This window comes from Brevibacillus jepli (assembly GCF_047229145.1).
Classification (GTDB): Bacteria; Bacillota; Bacilli; order Brevibacillales; family Brevibacillaceae; genus Brevibacillus.
On sequence record NZ_JBFEFW010000020.1, the window covers coordinates 85089 to 103634 of the forward strand.

Consider the following 18546-nt stretch of genomic DNA (forward strand, 5'->3'; position numbering starts at 1 on the left):
AAAATAAAAAAGAAGCATATCTCTGCCGCTGTGGCAAAAATATGCTTCCTTTCGTTCTCTTCAATCGAAGAATATAAGCGGAGAGAGTGGGATTCGAACCCACGCACGCCTCACGACGCCTAACGCATTTCGAGTGCGTCCCCTTATGACCACTTGGGTATCTCTCCATATTTGGTTTGTCAGAAACATTATTTACTATAGCAAAATACAGTCAAAAATGCAAGACTCATTCCCCTTGATTTGCACGGCTCATTAGGCCAAACTAAGAACAGCACACACGATTGGTATTCGATCAGAAGAAAAGCGAGGAACATAAATGAAACGAGAACGTTTGGACAAAGTGCTGGCTAATATGGCGATTGGCACGCGCAAGGAAGTGAAAGCACTGGTGAAGCAGCGACTGATCGTTGTGGACGGTGTTGTCGCTACTGACCCGGGGATGCATGTGATCGCCGAGGAGCAGGAGATCCTTGTGGATGGAGAACCACTTAATTTCAAGCGCTGGGTATACGTTTTGCTGAACAAGCCACCAGGGGTAGTTTCTGCAACAGAAGACAATGTACACGAGACCGTAGTCGATTTGCTCCCGTACGAATGGGCAATCAAAGTGCATCCGGTAGGCAGACTGGACATCGATACAGAGGGACTGTTGCTTTTGACCAATGACGGTCAGCTCTCCCATAGCCTCTTGTCTCCGAAAAAGAAAGTAGACAAGGAGTACTTCGCTCGCATCGATGGCCGGGTAACGGAGCATCATGTGAACGAGTTTGCCAAAGGTGTGGAATTAGAGGACTTTACTACACTGCCTGCCAAGCTGGAGATTATCTCTTCGGGAGAATCCTCGGAGATTCGCGTTACGATTATGGAAGGAAAGTTCCATCAGGTCAAACGGATGTTTGCTGCTTTCGACCTGCATGTCACGTATCTGCAACGAATTCGTATGGGCCCGCTTCATCTTGACCCGGCACTTGCCCCTGGTGAGTATCGTGAACTGACCGAAGAAGAGCTGACCATGCTGCAAAATGTTAACAAATAAACGGTCATGACCGTTTATTTGCAGACCGCAAGCGGTCACATCCTATTTAATGAAAAACCGCCTGGTTTCAGACGGTTTGTCTAGACAGCCCGGTCATTCCTGTACCGGCTGTCTTTTTTTTCGCAATCCACGAAAGAAGTCCTTGAGCATTTGCCCGCATTCGTCTGCCAGAACTCCCTCTACTACTGGCACCTGATGATTGAAACGCGGCTCTTCCAGCAGGTTCATTAATGTCCCGGCACAGCCCGCCTTTGGATCGCGAGCGCCGTACACCACCTGTTCGATACGGCTCTGAACGATTGCGCCCGCACACATTGGACACGGCTCCAACGTCACGTATAGCGTACATCCGATCAAGCGCCATCCTCCCAGGCGTTCACTTGCCTCCCGTATCGCGATCATTTCCGCGTGCAGCGTAGGGTCTTTTTGTGTTTCCCGCAGGTTGTAGCCGCGACCTACAATTTCCCCGTCGCGCACGATGACTGCACCGATCGGAACCTCGCCAATTGCGGCCGCTTTCTCTGCCTCTTCCATTGCTTGTTTCATATAAAATTCATGTTCATGTAATGGCATCACGATTCCCTAAAGCTCCTTCAAAAGCAGTCTTATATCCCGAACAAACACACCATTTTGCCCAAAAAAGTTGATTCAAGAAGTTTTTGTCCCTACCCGTTCACATACTATCTGAGAGATTACATACATTAATGATGTAAGGAAGAAGTATACAAATGATCGTTAGCCTCTTTCTGGAGGGATGTGAGTGGGCTTAACCTCTGCAAATACGTTGTTTGATCGCTTTCACAGTCCGACTAGAGGGCTACTGGCAAAAGAAGAAGTGTTTTCCCACATCGAACATACCATCTCGTCAATGAGTGGTCCATTTGAAATTATTGTGGGGGCCGACTCTCAGTTAAAAAGCCGCGGGACATTTTTTGCTCTTGTCATCACGGTAATCCGTCCCGGCCATGGGGGCACCTTCTTTTATCACAAATTTCAGGAACGCCGGTACTCATCCCTGCAGCAGCGTATATTCCAGGAAGCGATGTACGCGGTCGGACTGGCCACAGAAGTACGCCAATACTTGCGGGACCACCACTTAGATACTCCCATCCGCTTGCATTTTGATATCGGCATGAATGGTCCTACCCGTAAGTTTATCCAGTCTTTGTTGAGCTTAGCAGAAACCAATCATTTCCGTGCCGAGATCAAACCGAACTCCTTCTGTGCATCCACGATCGCTGACAAGTACACCAAGTAACAACTCCTTTTCAACAAAGCACACTGGCGGATTGCTATACGGCATCCGCTGGGCTTTGTTTGCCCTTATCCTACTCGGTTCAAACTATTCGGGACAAGCTTTTTCTTCTCCTGCACAGAGCCATTTCGGTGATTGACAATGTACGAGACGTGAGCTATTATAAGCTTTAATTGAAGCGTTTTCACAAGGCGTGTTACTGGTAATGCAGGCATGAGCCGAGAAGATCTTTTTCTTGCTAAAAAGGTTTTTTCGGCTCTTTTTTCTGATTAACGTCATGGTTCATCGGCGTTTGTCATTAAATTGGATGTGACCGCTTGCGGTAAGCAAATACGGTCATGGACCGTTTTTTGTCTATCAAAAGGTGGTGGAATGGATTGTCCCGTGAAAAGGAAAAAACATACGCAATTACGCGTGTGTTGAACCATAACGTCGTACTCGTGGAAGAACCCGGATCCGGACAAGAAATTGTCCTGTTCGGAAAAGGAATCGGATTTGGCGCAAAGCCCGGGATTACCATCCCTGCCCATGACTCGCGTGTGGAAAAGCGCTTCAGGCTCGAGAATGAAAATCACCAGAAGCAATATCAGAACATCCTGAGCCAAGTAGATCCTGCTGTCGTAGGAATTGCGGAAGAAATCATCGCTCTCATTGCGATTGAGATTACGCCAGAATTAAATGAACACGTCCACGTCGCCTTACCTGACCATATTCAATTTGCCATCTATCGGCTCAATAACGGGATGGAGATCGTGAATCCCTTCCTGTTTGAGATCCAGACGCTGTACACGAAAGAGTACGCGCTGGCGAATCGGGCAGCGGACATGATCAAAAAGGCATTCGACCTGGACATTCCAGATAGTGAAATTGGATTTCTGGCCTTGCACATTCACTCCGCAATCAGCTACGTACCTGTAAAAAAGGCAGTCCAATTCACCAACATCATCACTGAATTGGTGAGCTTGATCGAAGAGCGAACAGCCATCACGATCGAACGCAGTACCATTGATTATGTTCGACTCATTACCCATTTACGTTTTGCCGTTGAGCGCATCCGTCAGCAAAAGTTCATCAAAAACCCACTTCTGGACAGAGTCAAAATCACCATGCCAGAAGCCTATCAATTGGCAGCGGAGCTCGCTCAGTATATCTCGACCCGTCTCGAAATTTCTGTACCAGAAGACGAGGTTGGCTACATGGCTCTGCACCTTTATCGCTTATTAGAGCACAATTAAATAATAATCCTGCGTGTTACTAGCTCGACTAGGCATGAGCGGTGAGATCATACGGACATAGTAAGTATGTCGTCGTATGAATTCAACCGTCTCATGCCTTTTTTGGTTCAGACGCAAAAGGAGGATATTATGCTACGTAGTCTTTTTTCCCGCAAAAAACAACAACAAGAGGTAACCTTTCTCGCCCCATTAACAGGTACCGTATTACCATTATCCGAAGTTCCCGATCCTGTATTCGCAGGCAAAGTCGTTGGCGATGGTGTAGCGATTCTTCCAAGTGCAGACACGCTCGTCTCCCCGGTCGATGGCAAGGTCACGCATCTTTTCCCTACCCACCATGCGATTGGCTTGTCGACTGAGGATGGACTTGAGATTTTGATGCATATCGGGATCGATACGGTTAAATTAAATGGCCAAGGCTTTACCCCATTTGTCGCTGTAGGCGATCAAGTGAAAGCAGGCGATAAGCTCATCAAGTTTGACAAGGCCGTTCTCGAAGATGCAGGCTGTCCGATCGTAACACCAATCGTCATTACGAACGGTGATCGGGTAGCTGAACAAAATGTGGTGGCAAAAGCAACTGTGCAAGCAGGCCAAGAGCCACTCATGACTGTCGTCTTAAAATAACGCGAAGCACATGGTTTAAGGAGGTACATCATGGTTCAATTTGAAGTAACCGTCAATGTCGAGGGCGGGCTCCACGCGAGGCCAGCAGCTCTACTCGTGAATTGTTCATCTCAATCTCAGTCAAAGATTACGCTGAGCAAAGGAACGAAGCACGCAGATGGCAAAAGCATTCTTGGCATCATGACTCTAGGTGTCTCCCAAGGCGACACACTGACCGTCCAGATCGACGGGGCGGATGAACAAAACATGGCGACTGCCATCCAGCAACTATTGGAGCAATCCAAGTAAAACATATAGTGTAAACGACGGACAGGAAGGTGAAGGATGTATGTTAAAAGGAATCCCGGTTTCCGCTGGCATTTCGATTGCCCCTGTTTTACGCCTAACACACGAAACAGCCATCACGCAGGCAGAGTTAACCACTCCATTGGATACAATCCAGGAGCTAGAACTTCTTAACCAGAGCGTAGACCAGGCACGCGAACAACTAGAAAAGCTAAAGGAACAGACGGAGGAACAATTAGGCCCAGAAAAAGCGGCTATCCTCTCTGCTCATATCGCTTTTTTGGATGACCCGGCATTTGTCGGGGAGATGAGTGCGCTCATCGAAAATCAACAGCTGCAAGCATCTGCCGCGGTCTCGCAAGTAGCCGATCAGTTCATCGCTCTCTTCGAAAGCATGGATGATGCCTACATGAAGGAGCGAGCTGATGATATTCGAGATGTAAGTCGTCGTCTGGTCAGAAACATCACGGGCGGTGACACTGCCGTCTCCTACCCGGAAGAACCTTTTATCCTGGTTGCTTGGGATGTTACGCCATCAGAGACACTTCAGCTCCCGCTCCAGCATGTACGAGGAATTGTCACGGCAAAAGGCGGCGCTACCTCTCATGCAGCAATATTGGCACGCTCCCTGGGAATTCCCGCTGTAATGGGCGCAGGCGATACCTTGATGGAAAAGGTGGAGTCTGGAAGCATGCTGATCATTGACGGAACATCAGGACAGCTGATCGTTTCGCCTGACACAGATACACTTGCCGCCTATCAGGAAAAGGCCGCCGAGGAAGAAAAGGAACGTCAATTGTACGAGGCCATCAAGGAGCTTCCTGCTGAAACAACGGATGGTCACCGCGTTCACCTGATGGCAAACATGGCTGTACCGGAGGAATCCGATGCACTGATCGCATCCGGTGTCGAAGGAATTGGGTTGTTCCGCTCCGAGTTTTTGTTTATGGACCGCAGTACCCTACCGGATGAGGATGAACAATTCGCTGCATACAAGCATGTAGCCTCTGCTTTTGGCGATAAACCTGTGATCATTCGCACCTTGGATGTTGGTGGCGACAAGCACTTGCCGGCACTCGCGCTTCCACAAGAGGAAAACCCGTTCCTTGGCTTCCGTGCCGTACGCATCTCGCTTGCCAGACCGGAATTGTTCCTGGTGCAATTACGCGCACTTCTGCGTGCCAGTGCATTTGGTCGCTTGCTGATCATGTTCCCGATGATTTCCCATATGGAACAGCTGCGTGAAGCCAAACGACTGCTTGCGCAAGCCAAATCTGAGCTGCGGGCAGACGGAATTGCTTTTGACGAAAAGATCGAAGTAGGCATGATGATGGAGATTCCTGGCGCATGCCTGCAAGCAGATGCATTCGCCAAAGAGGTAGACTTCTTCAGCATCGGCACGAATGATCTCGTCCAATACACGCTTGCCGTAGACCGGATGAATGCCAATATCGCAGAGCTGTACAGCTACTACCATCCAGCCGTTTTACGACTGATTTCTAACGTCATCGACGCTTCCCACCGTGCTGGTATCTGGACCGGACTGTGTGGAGAAATGGCGGGAGATCCATTAGCTACCAAGCTGTTACTCGGATTGGGACTCGATGAGTTCAGCGGTGCTGCTTCCGTCATGCCAAAAGTCAAGGAGCGTATCCGTTCTACCAGCCTAGAGGAAGCAAAACAACTGGCTGAACACGTTCTTACGCTTTCCACTGTCGATGAAGTTGTTCAATATTTGAAAGACAAAACCTTATAACAGGTTTTGTCCCCCGTGTCATGTAAACGCTTTCATTTAAGTTGATCAGTATGGTCTCTCTCCGGCTTATTCCTTGTGCCCTCATCATTTTGCCTTTCATCCGGAGAGCGGCTTCCCTGATAAATTCATCTCATTCCAAGGAGGTTTTATCCTATGCTCGCTTTTCTGCAAAAGATTGGGAGAGCCCTCATGCTCCCGGTCGCCACGTTGCCAGCCGCAGCGATTTTGCAAAGCTTTGGTCTTCTCAAATTCGAGAAGGACCTCAATCTCGGCGCCTTTGGTGCATTTATGGACTCGTACATCGCTCCACTTTTGGCTGCTGGCGGTGCTGCCATTTTTGACAACCTGGCATTAATCTTTGCTGTCGGTGTAGCCATTGGCTTGGCTGGAGATGCTGTTGCTGCTTTGGCTGCTGTCATCGCCTACGTCGTATTGACTAAAGTACTTGCAGCTGTTCCTGCTGCCATGCCTTTCATCGCGGACGATTTAAAACTGAACATGGGTGTCATCGGCGGTATTATGGCGGGTGGTATTGCAGCATTTTTCTACAACCGCTACCATTCGATCAAGCTGCCAGAATGGCTAGGCTTCTTTGGCGGAAAGCGTTTCGTCCCTATTGTCACTTCCCTTTCCATGGTTGTCATCGGCTTGATTTTCGGGATCATTTGGGGGCCCATCCAGATTGCCCTTGACTCATTGGGATCTTGGATCGTAGGTCTCGGGGCAACCGGTTCTGCCCTCTTCGGATTCTTCAACCGATTGCTCGTTCCTTTTGGTCTGCACCACGTACTCAATGCCATTGCCTGGTTCCAAATCGGTGATTTTACCGATGCGACTGGAAAAGTAGTACACGGCGACTTGCATCGTTTCTTCGCGGGAGACCCATCAGCTGGTATGTTTATGACCGGTTTCTATCCGATCATGATGTTCGCACTTCCTGGAGCTGCTTTCGCTATTATTCACTCAGCGCGTCCTGAAAAACGCAAAGCCGTTGCTTCTATGTTTATCGGCGCTGCACTCGCTTCGTTCCTGACCGGGATTACCGAGGTCGTTGAATTTGCGTTTATGTTTGCCGCTCCTCTGCTGTATTTCGTTCACGCTATATTGACAGGTGTATCTGGGTATATTGTGACCTCTCTGGGTATCAAGCACGGCTTTGGTTTCTCAGCGGGGCTGATCGACTACGGCATCAACTTCCATCTCTCTACCAATGCATGGATGCTTATCCCAATTGGTCTGGCATTCGCTGTCGTCTACTACTTCCTGTTCCGTTTTATGATCGTGAAATTCAACCTCAAGACGCCAGGACGTGAAGATGACGAAGATATCGCATCAACAACTACTGGAAGGAACAATTCCATGCAGGAAAAAGCAATCCAAGTACTTGCCCAAATTGGCGGTAAAGAAAACATCGTCAGTGTAGACGCTTGCATTACTCGCCTGCGCCTCGTCGTAAAGGATGACAAGAAAGTAAACGACAAGGCCTTGAAGGACCTCGGGGCAGCAGGTGTTATGCGTCTGGGTCAGGGCAGCGTACAGGTTGTATTTGGAACCCATTCCGAGCTGTTAAAAGAAGAGATCAGCAAGCTGTAAGGAATAAAAAGAATGCCCGGTCACGGTGAAGTCCGTACCGGGCTTTTCTCTGTTTCCTGAATGGGTAACGTGCGCGACCCGGTATCATTCCCATTATGTGTTGTCCTGTATGGGTATCGCTCATTGTTTTCCAGCTCTTTTTCAAACATCACCAAGCGCTCGAGAAATCCCTCGCAAGCAGCCATGCTCTGCGGCGCCATCATTTCGATTTCGTAAGCAACGGTTCTTCTCCATATCTCCAGCTGCCTTCTATTTGCCTCCCAAGCATTCAATCGATTCCACCCCTTTGTTAAATCAACAAACCAACCGTATAAAAAGGTCATGTATCTCACATCTTAGTTTCTTGGCCAAAACAGGTAGATGGTTGGCCTTGAAGTCATAGGCTCCCTTCTCGTACTTCAAGTATGTCGAAGCATTCCGAAAACCGAGTGCTTCCGCCATTTCTTGCAAGGTCAGCTTACACTCATTCCGTCTTTTCGCGATAAACGGGAGGTTGAGTCGTTCCATTCGTTTTCTCCTCCTGATTTGCAGAAATGGCAAATATTTATAGTTACATCATATCCTTTCAATTTTAGCAAAGTCAATACGGTTTTTGTCATATTAGCAATCTTGTTTTTTCCGTTTTGGAAAATTGTTAGAATAGAATTGCCAAAACGATAAAGGTGGTCTCACGATGTCCATAGTTGGTCAACGCATAAAATGGCTGCGCGAGAAAAAACAATGGTCACAAATTCAATTAGCTGAGATGCTAGGCATACATAATACGGTACTTTCGCGAATCGAATCGGGCGAAAAGAAGGGCGTAGATTTTCACCTGATTTCTAAAGTCGCTGATCTATTTGAAGTATCCACCGATTATCTCCACGGACGTACAGAGGAACTGCGCCCCACTGGGCAGCACGGATCGGTCCGGGAAACACCAGCGACCTTTTTAGATATCGATGGCCTGTCAGAGGATGAGCTGGTTGAGGTCAAGCGCCATATTCAATTTATAAAGTGGAAAGCTAAGCAAGAAAAGAACGAAGACCAATAGTAAAAACCCCTGTCTCCAGGGGTTTTTAACGTTGATGCTTTTTCTCGTATATAGGCTGTTTTATGCCTCGCTGTCGTTTGCCATTTCGTCTGCATCCAGCTCAATCCAGCTCTGCGACCAGGACTCAATCCCTTTGATCACCGGAGTCAGAGCGTGCCCCATCTCCGTTAAGGAATACTCTACGCGGACAGGAGCAGAATCTGTAAACACCTGTCGATGCACGAGTCCCTCCTTCTCCAAATCCTTCAAACGCTCAGAAAGTAGCCTTCCGCTTATGGGAAGAGCCCCTTCCAACGCACAAAATCGCTGTGGTCCCGATAACAACTGGTATAGGATTAGACCTGTCCATCGCTTCCCCAACAACTGCATACCTTTTTCGAACTTCGGACAGAGGGAAGACTGTTTCATAGGTATCACCTCATTCTTCTTCCAGTATAACGCTCTTTCTTCCATCCATCAAAACCAATGATGCCTATCAACCATGAAAATTGCACTTGCCAACTGTTGGTATTTTTTCGAATGACTTGACTTCTGATGTTATTATTGTATACTTACTAACGAAAAGTAACTTTGTTACTGAATTATATTTATTCGGAGGGAACGATACATGTCAAATCGTTTTGAATGGAGCGCACTTATTCTACGCGTTATTGCTGGTCTCACTTTTGCTATTCACGGAGTCGCCAAATTCCAAATGGGGCTGGAAAATGTTGCAGGTTTCTTTGGTACAATGGGACTCCCTGCATTCATCGCCTATCTCGTCGCATTCTTGGAGGTAGTCGGCGGTATTGCCTTGATTCTGGGTCTGGGCACTCGCGTGTTCGCAGGTGCGCTGTCTGTCGTCATGCTTGGTGCTATTTTTAAAGCCAAGCTCGCTGCTGGCTTCTTGGGCGGCGAAGGTGGTGCTGGTTATGAATTGGATCTTGCCTTGCTCGCGATGCTGGTTTCTCTCGGTATCAGCGGCAGCTCCAAGTTCGCATTGGACGCTATCCTGTTTGGCAAAAGATCAGTTGAGTAATTGCTTGATTACACGTATAAAAGCCAGTGTGAAGGTCCATTTCGAGCCTTCTCGCTGGCTTTTTCTCTTTATTCCTTCTGCGGTGATTCCTCGATCATTTTCTTATTGATGATTCTAATTTTGTCTGCTGGTGATTTCTCGTCTTTTGCACTAATAAATACGGAGTTATCTCCCGCTTCATAAAGCATGACATAATCCTCGTCGGCCATGCTTTTGTCTTCACTGACAGGCGCTCCCAGATTTTTTCGGATCGTCTCCAGATTCGTTTCGTTTAGGTGAAGACCCGCCAAATCAATTCCATACACACGATCTTGCCCGTCAAAATAAATAAGAGCACTCTCTAGCTTCTCAAAGACTTCGTACCGTCCGCCATCCCAATAATCTTGTTTCGTTACCTTGCCGTATAGCGCAGATATCTCATCGCGCTTCATTCCGATGTGGATATCGAAGCCACTGATTTCGTTTTTGGCGAGCAGCTGCAAAAATTGCTCATCCAGAATAATTTGTCGCACGGTAGCGGTTTGCTTCTCTTGTTTTTGTTCGCCTCCGCTATTTCCCGCCTCTTGCTGCTGCTCTGCTACAGGCTGTTGTTTAGAATCTGTTGGTACGCTCGTGTCGGGTGAACAGCCTCCCACAATCAAACCTGCTACTACGGTCATACACACCCATTTTCTCATCCAACTTCACTCCTTCTTTTGCTCTTGAATGGTTCCCATCGCAACTTTGTCACTGGCAAGACGTATGTTTTAGTAAAAGTGAGGTGTTGTATCTATGCCACTTTGGCTACTCGTCGTTCTTATTTTCACGGGTCTCCTGCTGATTGGAGTCCTCATAGAGCGTAACAACCGTGATTCTCATTCCCTTGATGAAGGATACGATCCGAGAAATAAAGACGAATATCTCAATTGATAGACGCAGCTTACCATCATTTGGTTACGAAACCGTCCCTAACAAAAAAGACCCCGAAAAGGGTCCTCTTCACACCACAATGCTGATGATAATTCCTGACAAAATGCTGACGAGTGTTGCTCCATACAACAGCTTCAGTCCAAACCGGGCGACGACATTTCCTTGCCTTTCATTCAAGCCTTTTACTGCACCTACAATTGTCCCGATGGAGCCAAAGTTCGCAAATGAAATCAAAAACACAGACAGGATGGCTACCGTTCTTTCGCTTAACTGACCTTGTATCTTCGTAAAATCGAGGATGGCGACAAATTCATTTGCCACGATCTTCGTAGCCATGATGCTTCCTGCTTGTACCGCTTCATGCCAAGGAACCCCCATTAGAAAAGCGAGGGGAGCAAAGACATACCCTAGTAACGCTTGGAACGAGATACCGAATACCGCACTGAATAACCCGTTCACCATCGCAATGAGTGCAATAAATCCGAGCAACATCGCGGCAACGACCACGGCAACTTTAAACCCATCCAAAATGTACTCCCCGAGCATTTCAAAGAAGGCTTGCTTTTCTTCTTTTTCTTGATCGAGCAAATCATCTTCCGGCTTCACTTCATACGGTGTGATAATAGAAGCAATGATAAAACCACCAAATAAGTTGAGTACCAACGCAGCTACTACATACTCCGGCTTGAGCATGGTCATGAAGGAACCGACAATCGACATAGACACAGTGGACATCGCAGAGGCGCACAGCGTGTACAGCCTGTTTTCGGGTATGGCACCTAGCTGTTTTTTCACGGTAATAAACACTTCAGACTGCCCGACGATCGCCGAGGCAATGGCATTATACGATTCCAATTTTCCCATGCCATTCACTTTGCTCAATACGAGTCCTGCATAATGAATAAATAAAGGCAGGATCCTCGTGTATTGCAGAATGCCTATCAGAGCGGATATGAATACAATTGGCAGCAAAACCTGCAAGAAAAACGGAGACGCATCCAGATTCGCAATGCCACCAAAAACAAAATTGATCCCCTCATAGGCATACTCCAGGAGCACAGAAAAACTATTGGCAATCCCTGATATTAAAATGAGTCCAATATTGGTTCGCAACAGCAGCAAGCCAAACACAATCTGAATCACAATCATGATGAGGATATGGCGATACCGAATGTGCTTTTTATTACTGCTTACCAGCCAAGCAAGCAAAAATACCGTGATCAAACCTATACCTGCGATGATATAATTCATGCTACCAACTCCAATAGCAAAAGATTTAGAGCCTACACGTTCCTTTGCCGATCCGTTTATCTCGCTCCATAATCTTCCCAAAAGAGCACAAAAAAACCCCCCTGTACGATGAATAATCGAACAGAAGGGGGATGGAACAACTATGCATCTGCAACGGCGATGGCTTCAATCTCAATCAACAGCTCGTCTCTGATGAGCTTGCTCACTTCAACGGCAGAGCTGGCTGGCGGGGTTTCTGTATTCACGTACTGATCTCGAATCTCACGGACAATGTGCATCTTGGATATATCGGTCACAAAAAAAGTCAATTTGACTACATGATCAAAGCTGACTCCCGACGCTTCTAACGCGAATCGGATATTTTCGAAAACTTGCTTCGTTTGTGCAGCTAAATCACCTGTGCCGACCACTTGACCTTCCTTGTTTAGAGCTACTTGACCCGATACATAAATCGTCCGTGCGTTCCGAACCTCCACCGCATGGGTGTAACCAAAAGTGGGCGGCATTGTTTCAGGGTTTATGAATTTGATTCGCTTATCATTCTGCATCAGACATGCTCCCTCCGATTCACAGTTATTGGTAATCCATTCTACCATACGCACAAAATTCTGACCATTTATTGCTATCAAAGAAAGAGAGTGAATCCCTATGATCATTACATGCGATGCCAAATGCAGTATGGGCTATATTTACTTGCAGGAACCAAGTAAGGAAATCATAGATTATCAAAGGGAAAAGGATAACAAGATTAGCCGTTATGTCGACCCTTCCTTGGTGCACATTCCTCTCGTCGTTGATTGGAATAAAGGAAAGCTGTTACATGACATGCATTCTTCCACGAAAACGTACAAGATGGCGGTTGGAGATGAGATCGACGAGGAGTATCACAACGATCTCGATGAGCAAGGCTACATGGTCGGGATTGAACTGAATTTATCCAAAGACGAGTTGGTTCACCTGCTAGAAAATCAAGCCTTTGTGGTTTATCAGACAAAGTGGAGAGGGCTCACCTATCATCTGGTAACGTTGGATGTTGATCATAAAGTGTTTGATTCGAACAATGTGATTTATCCTCTGAATGAAAAGCAGGATGCCTTCGTGATCATTGAAATAACAGGAGAGTATCAAATTGGGTTAGTGAAGGCGTTACTAACGCGAAGAGATGATGTATACCCTGTCGAGTATTTGTTAGCTCCACAGTTTATTTTAAGTGAGTAAATGGAGAAACCCCGTCGCCGGTTACGCTGGGAACGGGGTTTCTCTTTTTACCATTAAATATATATTGTATAATTTTTGGAAAATAGGCGATTAGAAAGAGAGGATTCGGGAGTGGAAACCGTATACGACAAAGCAAAATACCATTACGAAAACTTCGAGGAAGATCTGCCCCATAAACAGGCGTATGTACATACAGGCTTTTTCATTGGCTGGTTGATTGAAAATGATATGGTTAGCAAGGATTTTAAAAAGAGTTTCGAAAGCATTATCCATGATTTCAAACAAAGAAAAATGACTGGCCCTGAAGTCTATCAGAAGACCGGTGGGGTATTTGCAAAAGACATGCTGAATGAAGAAGGAAACCAGTTCGCGACGTTTTACTATGATTTGGATACTGGGGAGTATCGCTATCATTATCTAGAAGCTTTTGATTGTGAACCGAGTGTGTATCACGTAGCAGATACGTGGGAGAATTACGACCATATCAAAGATTGGATCGACAATGAGTACGAGTACTGGTTGGAGAAAAATGAATAAGACCGCGTAACTGCACGGCCCCACAATGGCGTACCCGAGATAACATCTCTTTGGAAGAGGAAAAAAATGAAAACACTTTTGAAGCTTTGTGTGAACGGTGCTATTGCTAGTTGGTTCACTATTCTTTGGCTCCACATGATGCTACTTTCCAGTGATATTCCTATCTCCATTTCTCCCAATGAAATGCAAGATATGGTTATCACATTGCTCGTCTCCACAATTGCAGTCCTGCTCTATGTTAAACTTACGTCTAACACTAGATTGCTTTATTTCCTTCTGATCCCTTCTTTTCTTTGGGGCAGTTCAATGGTTCAATCTATAGTCAAGGACTACCATGAATACGATACTATCATTAGTATTACTGGATTTATTAGTAGTATGTTAATTGTTACCATTTCCATTTTAAAGGATAGACGTTTCTTCAAATCCTCTTAAACAAACATAACTACCCTTTCCCATTGGATTCCTTTTCGATTCACATTGGTGTAAACACCATAAAAAAAGAAAAAACCTTGATACAAGGCTTTTTCCTGTGATGGCGTCCCCGAGAGGATTCGAACCTCCGACCTACAGTTTAGGAAACCGTTGCTCTATCCTGCTGAGCTACGGGGACACGGTTAGACCTTGTTATATCAACGATTATTCAGTTTGACCAAGAACGACAGACTGCGTTTCGACTGACAGTCTCAAGTTATTTGACAACACAGTTATTATTCAAAAATAATACGAAAAAGTCAATCGAGTCGTTGATCTGTGCTGATGATTAGAATCTTGAGTTTCTCCACAGTTACCAAAGGTTTCCTATGTATCATTCTGTGACAGTTGCTACACAGCATTGCAATATCTTCAACTCTAGTCTTTTCGCCTTCTTTCATTTCAGAGACAAGTCTTGTATGATGCCCTTCTATGAAATCAATTCCCCTTGAACCATACACCTTTTGAAAGTCAAATTTACAAGCTTCGCAGTATAGTCGACCATGCTTACTGATAAACAGTTTTTTGGCTTCCTTAATTAGCTTAGGATTCCGTTCGCGTTTCTTATGAAGTACGAATGCAATTTTCCCCTCGGGATACTCTTTCCCCTCGTCAGTTTGAACATCACCAATAGAATCATCATCCTGATGCTCACTAACTTTGATTCCACTCAGTGATGAGATGATCGGCGCATATAACTTACGATCATCTGGATGCTCGACACATTCCTGCTCGATCAAATCAATAGCTTCAGCTACTGAAACCCCCTTAAAAAGACCCTTATAGGCATTCTTCAACCCTAAGTGATGAAGGATTCCCATTGCTTGATAGCCCCGACTCCATTCAGGGTCAAGTTCAAGTGTATGTTCATCAATCCATCGGTGTGTATTACCGTTGAAAAGATACTCATATACCACTTCATTTCTCTTTTCTTCACTGTACGATAAGAACTCTCTGTTACGGGATACAGGATCAGGAAGTGGGATTTCTCTTTCTCTTTGTAGCACATTGTTATTCCATTGTTGTAACAATTCCTCTGCCTGCGCATTAGAAAGCAAGTAATTTGTATTATTGCTCACCTTGAGGATTAACAGATTAGACAATGTTGGATTCTTCTTCAAAAATTCTCTGCTAAGATGATTACCTTCAAGTGCCAATTCCTTTACATGCAATGAAACTCTAGGCAAAACTTCATTGGCATCGCTTGGAGTTACCCAATACTCGGAAGTCACATCTTTTCTGGATTCAGGTAAGCCTGTAACTGTCGCCCTTGCAACAATACCACCATAACCTTGTTTACCAGCTTCAGAACGCCATATATAAACTGTATCTCCGACTTGTACATTTTTTACGTAATGTTCCTGCCTAATCGACCACACAATGTCTTGATTTTCTTTCAAATAATCATCTACTTTGAAGCGATTAGGATTGCCTTGAAAGATCCATGTTTTCATAATAGCCACCCTATTTCCATTTAAGTATTTATAACTTACCAAAACCAAGATATTGCATGCACATATAGGTTCTCTCATTACAAATGGGGGCTTCTAAAGTGTTTACCCAACCAAATAATTCTTGGACACAGCTATGACCAAAACGCTTAAGTTTATATTTAGGGTCATAAATACAATCTGCCATTCTCTTGACATGATTTCCATTACCATGAAGAAGGTAAATAAACGTATCCTTAATCCTACTTATGCTATTGATTCTAATAAACTCATTAGTAAAGTAATGCCTTCCACCTTTATGGTGACGAATTTGCCCATTGAAAGCATTAATTGAAATAAGACAACGTGATAAATCTTCTTCAGTTAGCGACACTATAGCCTTCGTTGAAGATAAGCATCTATTCATTAATTTGTAATTATCAATAATGATTTCAAGAACATCATTAAAGTCACTATTAAAGAAATCCTGAATATTCGATTCTATAAACTTTTTCAATTCAATCCCTTTTAATATTGGTGTTTTTTTATATTGATCTTGATATGCTTTTTCATCTCTAAGCCAATTAAAGAACTGATCTATCTCAATTCTAATTGGAAGGCTTGGTACTTTTCTAAAATTTAGTCCAGAATAAATACTCTTTACTTCCTCAAACAAATTAGAATAAGTTTGATACCTTTTTAGTAAGTTCGCTTCAAATTCTGACCTTTCTGATCTTTTTACATCATCTACTCTTACAATATTGCTATAGTTTACCTTCCCTACCTTATCAAAAATCTCTTTTTGAACATCTAAATGTTGTTGTTTTAATTTTGAAACAATTGAAATATAGTTTTGTATTACTTCCTCCGTAAGGACAGATGCTTGAACCCAGTAATCTTCAAATATTTCGAAGAGTTGCCCATAATAAGCATCATCTGAGTCTATAGCGATATTTAATTCTTGATTCGACATTAGACCACTATCAGTCAAATTGGAAGAACCTAAAAAAGCAATATCGTGTCCAAACATATATAACTTAGGATGAAATTCAGTAGATGTATAGTATCGTACTTGAACCTTTCCTTTGTAATTCAATATATTTTTCAAACTTCTTCCATCTGTTGGATAACCTAGACGAACAATTAACTTAACTGTACAACCGTTATCAACTAGTTTCTTGATAAACATTTCATTCGTAAAGAAAGCAACAGCAATCAATACATCGTTGTTGTGAGAGTATTTTTCCATCTCAAATCTTAGAAAGTCTGATCTTTGATTAGAGTTTGTAAAATATCTATTCATTTGGATCACTCACACTTTCCAAAAACAACTTTTCTTTAAACCCACCTCGTTCTTCTCTTTTAGTAATTCTCACCTTCTCAAAAACCTCAACACTAATACCCTTACTCTCCAATACCCCATATACTACCTCTATAAGATCAGCTAACTCAGCTATTTTTTCTTCCTCACTAGCAGTCAGATATTCACTCAATTCTTCATGCAGTTTCTGATCTAGCATTGCTTTGTATTCAACATCACAAAGTACTCTATACTCTGCTTTTTTACCCTGTGATTCAATAATCTGAGGAATCTTGTCACGAACAAGCTTGTTATATATCTTCATTCCGTTTCACTCCTTGCTTTTTTTGCTAACCCTGACATGCTACCCAAAACTCCTTTACCAAATTGCTTTCGATAGCCATTTCCAACTCCGAAACATGCTTATCCTTAATACCACTCTCTTTTAGCAAAGCACATAAATGCTTATTTCTATCCTCCAACCGATGAATAATCTCCTCACTTGGTATCATCACATTATTTTATAAATCAAATGTAGCAGGTAAAACCACTGATTCCAATTAAAAACCGAATAATAAGAGAATCGGTTTGTTAGATGTGATTTCGCTCAAAACCGTTCATATATTAGACACATTTTAGCATTCAAATGTTTATTGGGCAAAAAAATACGTAATTATAGATGCCGTAGACACTTCTAGGTATGAGACGTATTTTTTTCAAATAGGTTTTCTGAACAAGACATAAATAACCCTTGCCATTCGCGGCAAGGGTTATTTGCTTTTCGTAAAAATTGAAACAACTAGGAGATGATCGGCATGAAATTGTGTACAGCAACTGAAAGTCAGCAAGACGAGGTTTGGAAAGATGTTGTGGGATATGAAGGAATTTATCGAGTTAGTAGTTTCGGTAGAGTCAAAAGCTTAGCCAATGGTTCTTCTCGTAAAGAAAAAATTTTAAAATCGCATGTCGATAGAAATGGTTATGTGAAACTTGATTTAAGTAAAAAAGGTCAATCAAAGAAGTTTTATGTTCATCGTTTAGTGGCTCAAGCATTCATACCGAACTCTTTGAACAAGTCGCAAGTTAATCATCGTGACGGAGTAAAGACAATGAACCATGCTTCTAACCTCGAATGGTGTACTCCCTCAGAGAATGTTAAACATGCTTATTCGATTGGGCTAACAGACAGGGTAAAACCTGTACTAGCAGTCAATCTTGATACAAATGAGCGATTAGAGTTTGTATCAAGATCAGATGCTTCAAGGCATCTTGGTGTGAGTACAGGCAATATCTACGATGTGCTAAAAGGCAAGTCCAACCACGCTAATGGGTGGAAGTTCGAACAATGCTCTTAGGAAGTCATCAGGGAAATAATGCTCAGACAAATTACTTAAAAAAGAGATGATAGCATGAACTATTACTATTGCTATTCAACGAACCTGCAAACGTACTTGAAGAATAAAGGTTTCGCGTACATTTGTACTGCATTCCATCACAGAACTATGAAACAGTTTTGGCTTTACGAAAAAAGTCTAGCGTTGCATGATGCGTTAGATGAGTGGAGAGTTTCAAGAATCAATCTACAGAGG

General features: G+C 44.1%; 22 protein-coding genes and 2 tRNA genes. 12 read left to right on the forward strand and 12 right to left on the reverse strand.

The genetic code is table 11. From position 1 onward, the window contains the following. Positions 1–78: 78 nt before the first annotated feature. Positions 79–167 (reverse strand) — tRNA-Ser (locus tag AB1L17_RS20865). A gap of 149 nt (positions 168–316) precedes the next feature. Between AB1L17_RS20865 and AB1L17_RS20870 the strand changes: the two genes are divergently transcribed. Further along, positions 317–1036, forward strand: a complete 720-nt coding sequence (locus AB1L17_RS20870; protein WP_412846981.1) for a pseudouridine synthase — start codon at positions 317–319, stop codon at positions 1034–1036. 93 nt (positions 1037–1129) lie between these two features. Here AB1L17_RS20870 and tadA read toward each other — a convergent pair whose 3' ends face one another. Continuing rightward, positions 1130–1609: a tRNA adenosine(34) deaminase TadA gene (tadA, locus tag AB1L17_RS20875; RefSeq protein WP_412847063.1), complete on the reverse strand. Its 480-nt coding sequence runs from the start codon at positions 1607–1609 to the stop codon at positions 1130–1132. A gap of 187 nt (positions 1610–1796) precedes the next feature. Between tadA and AB1L17_RS20880 the strand changes: the two genes are divergently transcribed. The 6 genes from AB1L17_RS20880 (at position 1797) to nagE (ending at position 7787) form a co-directional block, all read left to right on the forward strand. Beyond that, complete coding sequence (locus tag AB1L17_RS20880) at positions 1797–2294, forward strand: ribonuclease H-like YkuK family protein (protein WP_412846980.1); 498 nt, start codon at positions 1797–1799, stop codon at positions 2292–2294. Positions 2295–2668: 374 nt separating this feature from the next. Continuing rightward, positions 2669–3526 carry a glucose PTS transporter transcription antiterminator GlcT gene (glcT, locus tag AB1L17_RS20885; RefSeq protein WP_412846979.1) on the forward strand — a complete coding sequence of 286 codons (858 nt, stop codon included), beginning with the start codon at positions 2669–2671 and terminating at the stop codon, positions 3524–3526. Between the two features lie 129 nt (positions 3527–3655). Continuing rightward, positions 3656–4153 (forward strand): PTS sugar transporter subunit IIA, encoded by a 498-nt coding sequence (locus AB1L17_RS20890; protein ID WP_412846978.1) that lies wholly within the window; start codon positions 3656–3658, stop codon positions 4151–4153. A 30-nt stretch (positions 4154–4183) separates the two neighbouring features. Next, positions 4184–4441, forward strand: a complete 258-nt coding sequence (locus AB1L17_RS20895; RefSeq protein ID WP_412846977.1) for an HPr family phosphocarrier protein — start codon at positions 4184–4186, stop codon at positions 4439–4441. A 40-nt stretch (positions 4442–4481) separates the two neighbouring features. Further along, complete coding sequence (ptsP, locus tag AB1L17_RS20900; protein WP_412846976.1) at positions 4482–6194, forward strand: phosphoenolpyruvate--protein phosphotransferase; 1713 nt, start codon at positions 4482–4484, stop codon at positions 6192–6194. Positions 6195–6347: 153 nt separating this feature from the next. Then, a complete protein-coding gene (nagE, locus tag AB1L17_RS20905; protein ID WP_412846975.1) occupies positions 6348–7787 on the forward strand; it encodes an N-acetylglucosamine-specific PTS transporter subunit IIBC in 1440 nt (479 codons plus the stop codon). Between the two features lie 20 nt (positions 7788–7807). Here the strand turns inward: nagE and AB1L17_RS20910 are convergent, their stop codons facing one another. Beyond that, the gene (locus AB1L17_RS20910; protein WP_412846974.1) at positions 7808–8059 is read right to left on the reverse strand and encodes a hypothetical protein; all 252 of its coding nucleotides are present in this window, start codon (positions 8057–8059) and stop codon (positions 7808–7810) included. A gap of 22 nt (positions 8060–8081) precedes the next feature. Next, positions 8082–8294 carry a helix-turn-helix domain-containing protein gene (locus AB1L17_RS20915; protein ID WP_412846973.1) on the reverse strand — a complete coding sequence of 71 codons (213 nt, stop codon included), beginning with the start codon at positions 8292–8294 and terminating at the stop codon, positions 8082–8084. Between the two features lie 166 nt (positions 8295–8460). Between AB1L17_RS20915 and AB1L17_RS20920 the strand changes: the two genes are divergently transcribed. After that, positions 8461–8820: a helix-turn-helix domain-containing protein gene (locus tag AB1L17_RS20920; protein ID WP_412846972.1), complete on the forward strand. Its 360-nt coding sequence runs from the start codon at positions 8461–8463 to the stop codon at positions 8818–8820. A gap of 60 nt (positions 8821–8880) precedes the next feature. Here the strand turns inward: AB1L17_RS20920 and AB1L17_RS20925 are convergent, their stop codons facing one another. Continuing rightward, the gene (locus tag AB1L17_RS20925) at positions 8881–9228 is read right to left on the reverse strand and encodes a winged helix-turn-helix transcriptional regulator (protein ID WP_412846971.1); all 348 of its coding nucleotides are present in this window, start codon (positions 9226–9228) and stop codon (positions 8881–8883) included. Between the two features lie 199 nt (positions 9229–9427). Here AB1L17_RS20925 and AB1L17_RS20930 point away from each other — a divergent pair, with 199 nt between their 5' ends. Further along, the gene (locus AB1L17_RS20930; RefSeq protein WP_007719798.1) at positions 9428–9838 is read left to right on the forward strand and encodes a DoxX family protein; all 411 of its coding nucleotides are present in this window, start codon (positions 9428–9430) and stop codon (positions 9836–9838) included. 68 nt (positions 9839–9906) lie between these two features. On the opposite strand, the gene AB1L17_RS20935 is transcribed toward AB1L17_RS20930, so the two are convergent. From AB1L17_RS20935 to AB1L17_RS20945, 3 genes are all read right to left on the reverse strand, one after another. Beyond that, positions 9907–10515: a hypothetical protein gene (locus AB1L17_RS20935; RefSeq protein WP_412846970.1), complete on the reverse strand. Its 609-nt coding sequence runs from the start codon at positions 10513–10515 to the stop codon at positions 9907–9909. A gap of 301 nt (positions 10516–10816) precedes the next feature. Further along, positions 10817–11998, reverse strand: a complete 1182-nt coding sequence (locus AB1L17_RS20940) for a NupC/NupG family nucleoside CNT transporter (protein ID WP_412846969.1) — start codon at positions 11996–11998, stop codon at positions 10817–10819. Between the two features lie 140 nt (positions 11999–12138). Beyond that, positions 12139–12546: a RidA family protein gene (locus AB1L17_RS20945; RefSeq protein ID WP_412846967.1), complete on the reverse strand. Its 408-nt coding sequence runs from the start codon at positions 12544–12546 to the stop codon at positions 12139–12141. 100 nt (positions 12547–12646) lie between these two features. Here AB1L17_RS20945 and AB1L17_RS20950 point away from each other — a divergent pair, with 100 nt between their 5' ends. Together AB1L17_RS20950 and AB1L17_RS20955 are read left to right on the forward strand one after the other, a co-directional pair. After that, positions 12647–13216 (forward strand): hypothetical protein, encoded by a 570-nt coding sequence (locus AB1L17_RS20950; RefSeq protein ID WP_412846966.1) that lies wholly within the window; start codon positions 12647–12649, stop codon positions 13214–13216. A 111-nt stretch (positions 13217–13327) separates the two neighbouring features. Beyond that, a complete protein-coding gene (locus AB1L17_RS20955) occupies positions 13328–13753 on the forward strand; it encodes a DUF7832 domain-containing protein (RefSeq protein ID WP_412846965.1) in 426 nt (141 codons plus the stop codon). Positions 13754–14289: 536 nt separating this feature from the next. On the opposite strand, the gene AB1L17_RS20960 is transcribed toward AB1L17_RS20955, so the two are convergent. The 4 genes from AB1L17_RS20960 to AB1L17_RS20975 all read right to left on the reverse strand — a co-directional run bounded on the left by AB1L17_RS20960 (position 14290) and on the right by AB1L17_RS20975 (position 17282). After that, positions 14290–14366: transfer RNA gene (locus tag AB1L17_RS20960), tRNA-Arg, on the reverse strand. A gap of 121 nt (positions 14367–14487) precedes the next feature. Then, the gene (locus AB1L17_RS20965) at positions 14488–15681 is read right to left on the reverse strand and encodes an EVE domain-containing protein (RefSeq protein WP_412846964.1); all 1194 of its coding nucleotides are present in this window, start codon (positions 15679–15681) and stop codon (positions 14488–14490) included. Between the two features lie 28 nt (positions 15682–15709). Then, positions 15710–16960, reverse strand: a complete 1251-nt coding sequence (locus tag AB1L17_RS20970; protein WP_412846963.1) for a phospholipase D-like domain-containing protein — start codon at positions 16958–16960, stop codon at positions 15710–15712. Further along, a complete protein-coding gene (locus tag AB1L17_RS20975) occupies positions 16953–17282 on the reverse strand; it encodes a pyrophosphohydrolase domain-containing protein (RefSeq protein ID WP_412846962.1) in 330 nt (109 codons plus the stop codon). The genes AB1L17_RS20970 and AB1L17_RS20975 overlap by 8 nt, the downstream gene beginning before the upstream one ends. Positions 17283–17772: 490 nt before the next feature. Here AB1L17_RS20975 and AB1L17_RS20980 point away from each other — a divergent pair, with 490 nt between their 5' ends. Beyond that, complete coding sequence (locus AB1L17_RS20980; protein ID WP_412846961.1) at positions 17773–18312, forward strand: NUMOD4 domain-containing protein; 540 nt, start codon at positions 17773–17775, stop codon at positions 18310–18312. Positions 18313–18546: the final 234 nt, after the last annotated feature.

Coding starts and splice junctions, on each gene's coding strand:
- AB1L17_RS20870 (WP_412846981.1), top strand. CDS start 317: ATGAAACGAGAACGTTTGGACAAAGTGCTGGCTAATATGGCGATTGGC.
- tadA (WP_412847063.1), bottom strand. CDS start 1,609: ATGCCATTACATGAACATGAATTTTATATGAAACAAGCAATGGAAGAG.
- AB1L17_RS20890 (WP_412846978.1), top strand. CDS start 3,656: ATGCTACGTAGTCTTTTTTCCCGCAAAAAACAACAACAAGAGGTAACC.
- AB1L17_RS20895 (WP_412846977.1), top strand. CDS start 4,184: ATGGTTCAATTTGAAGTAACCGTCAATGTCGAGGGCGGGCTCCACGCG.
- ptsP (WP_412846976.1), top strand. CDS start 4,482: ATGTTAAAAGGAATCCCGGTTTCCGCTGGCATTTCGATTGCCCCTGTT.
- nagE (WP_412846975.1), top strand. CDS start 6,348: ATGCTCGCTTTTCTGCAAAAGATTGGGAGAGCCCTCATGCTCCCGGTC.
- AB1L17_RS20915 (WP_412846973.1), bottom strand. CDS start 8,294: ATGGAACGACTCAACCTCCCGTTTATCGCGAAAAGACGGAATGAGTGT.
- AB1L17_RS20920 (WP_412846972.1), top strand. CDS start 8,461: ATGTCCATAGTTGGTCAACGCATAAAATGGCTGCGCGAGAAAAAACAA.
- AB1L17_RS20925 (WP_412846971.1), bottom strand. CDS start 9,228: ATGAAACAGTCTTCCCTCTGTCCGAAGTTCGAAAAAGGTATGCAGTTG.
- AB1L17_RS20930 (WP_007719798.1), top strand. CDS start 9,428: ATGTCAAATCGTTTTGAATGGAGCGCACTTATTCTACGCGTTATTGCT.
- AB1L17_RS20935 (WP_412846970.1), bottom strand. CDS start 10,515: ATGAGAAAATGGGTGTGTATGACCGTAGTAGCAGGTTTGATTGTGGGA.
- AB1L17_RS20940 (WP_412846969.1), bottom strand. CDS start 11,998: ATGAATTATATCATCGCAGGTATAGGTTTGATCACGGTATTTTTGCTT.
- AB1L17_RS20945 (WP_412846967.1), bottom strand. CDS start 12,546: ATGCAGAATGATAAGCGAATCAAATTCATAAACCCTGAAACAATGCCG.
- AB1L17_RS20950 (WP_412846966.1), top strand. CDS start 12,647: ATGATCATTACATGCGATGCCAAATGCAGTATGGGCTATATTTACTTG.
- AB1L17_RS20965 (WP_412846964.1), bottom strand. CDS start 15,681: ATGAAAACATGGATCTTTCAAGGCAATCCTAATCGCTTCAAAGTAGAT.
- AB1L17_RS20970 (WP_412846963.1), bottom strand. CDS start 16,960: ATGAATAGATATTTTACAAACTCTAATCAAAGATCAGACTTTCTAAGA.
- AB1L17_RS20975 (WP_412846962.1), bottom strand. CDS start 17,282: ATGAAGATATATAACAAGCTTGTTCGTGACAAGATTCCTCAGATTATT.
- AB1L17_RS20980 (WP_412846961.1), top strand. CDS start 17,773: ATGAAATTGTGTACAGCAACTGAAAGTCAGCAAGACGAGGTTTGGAAA.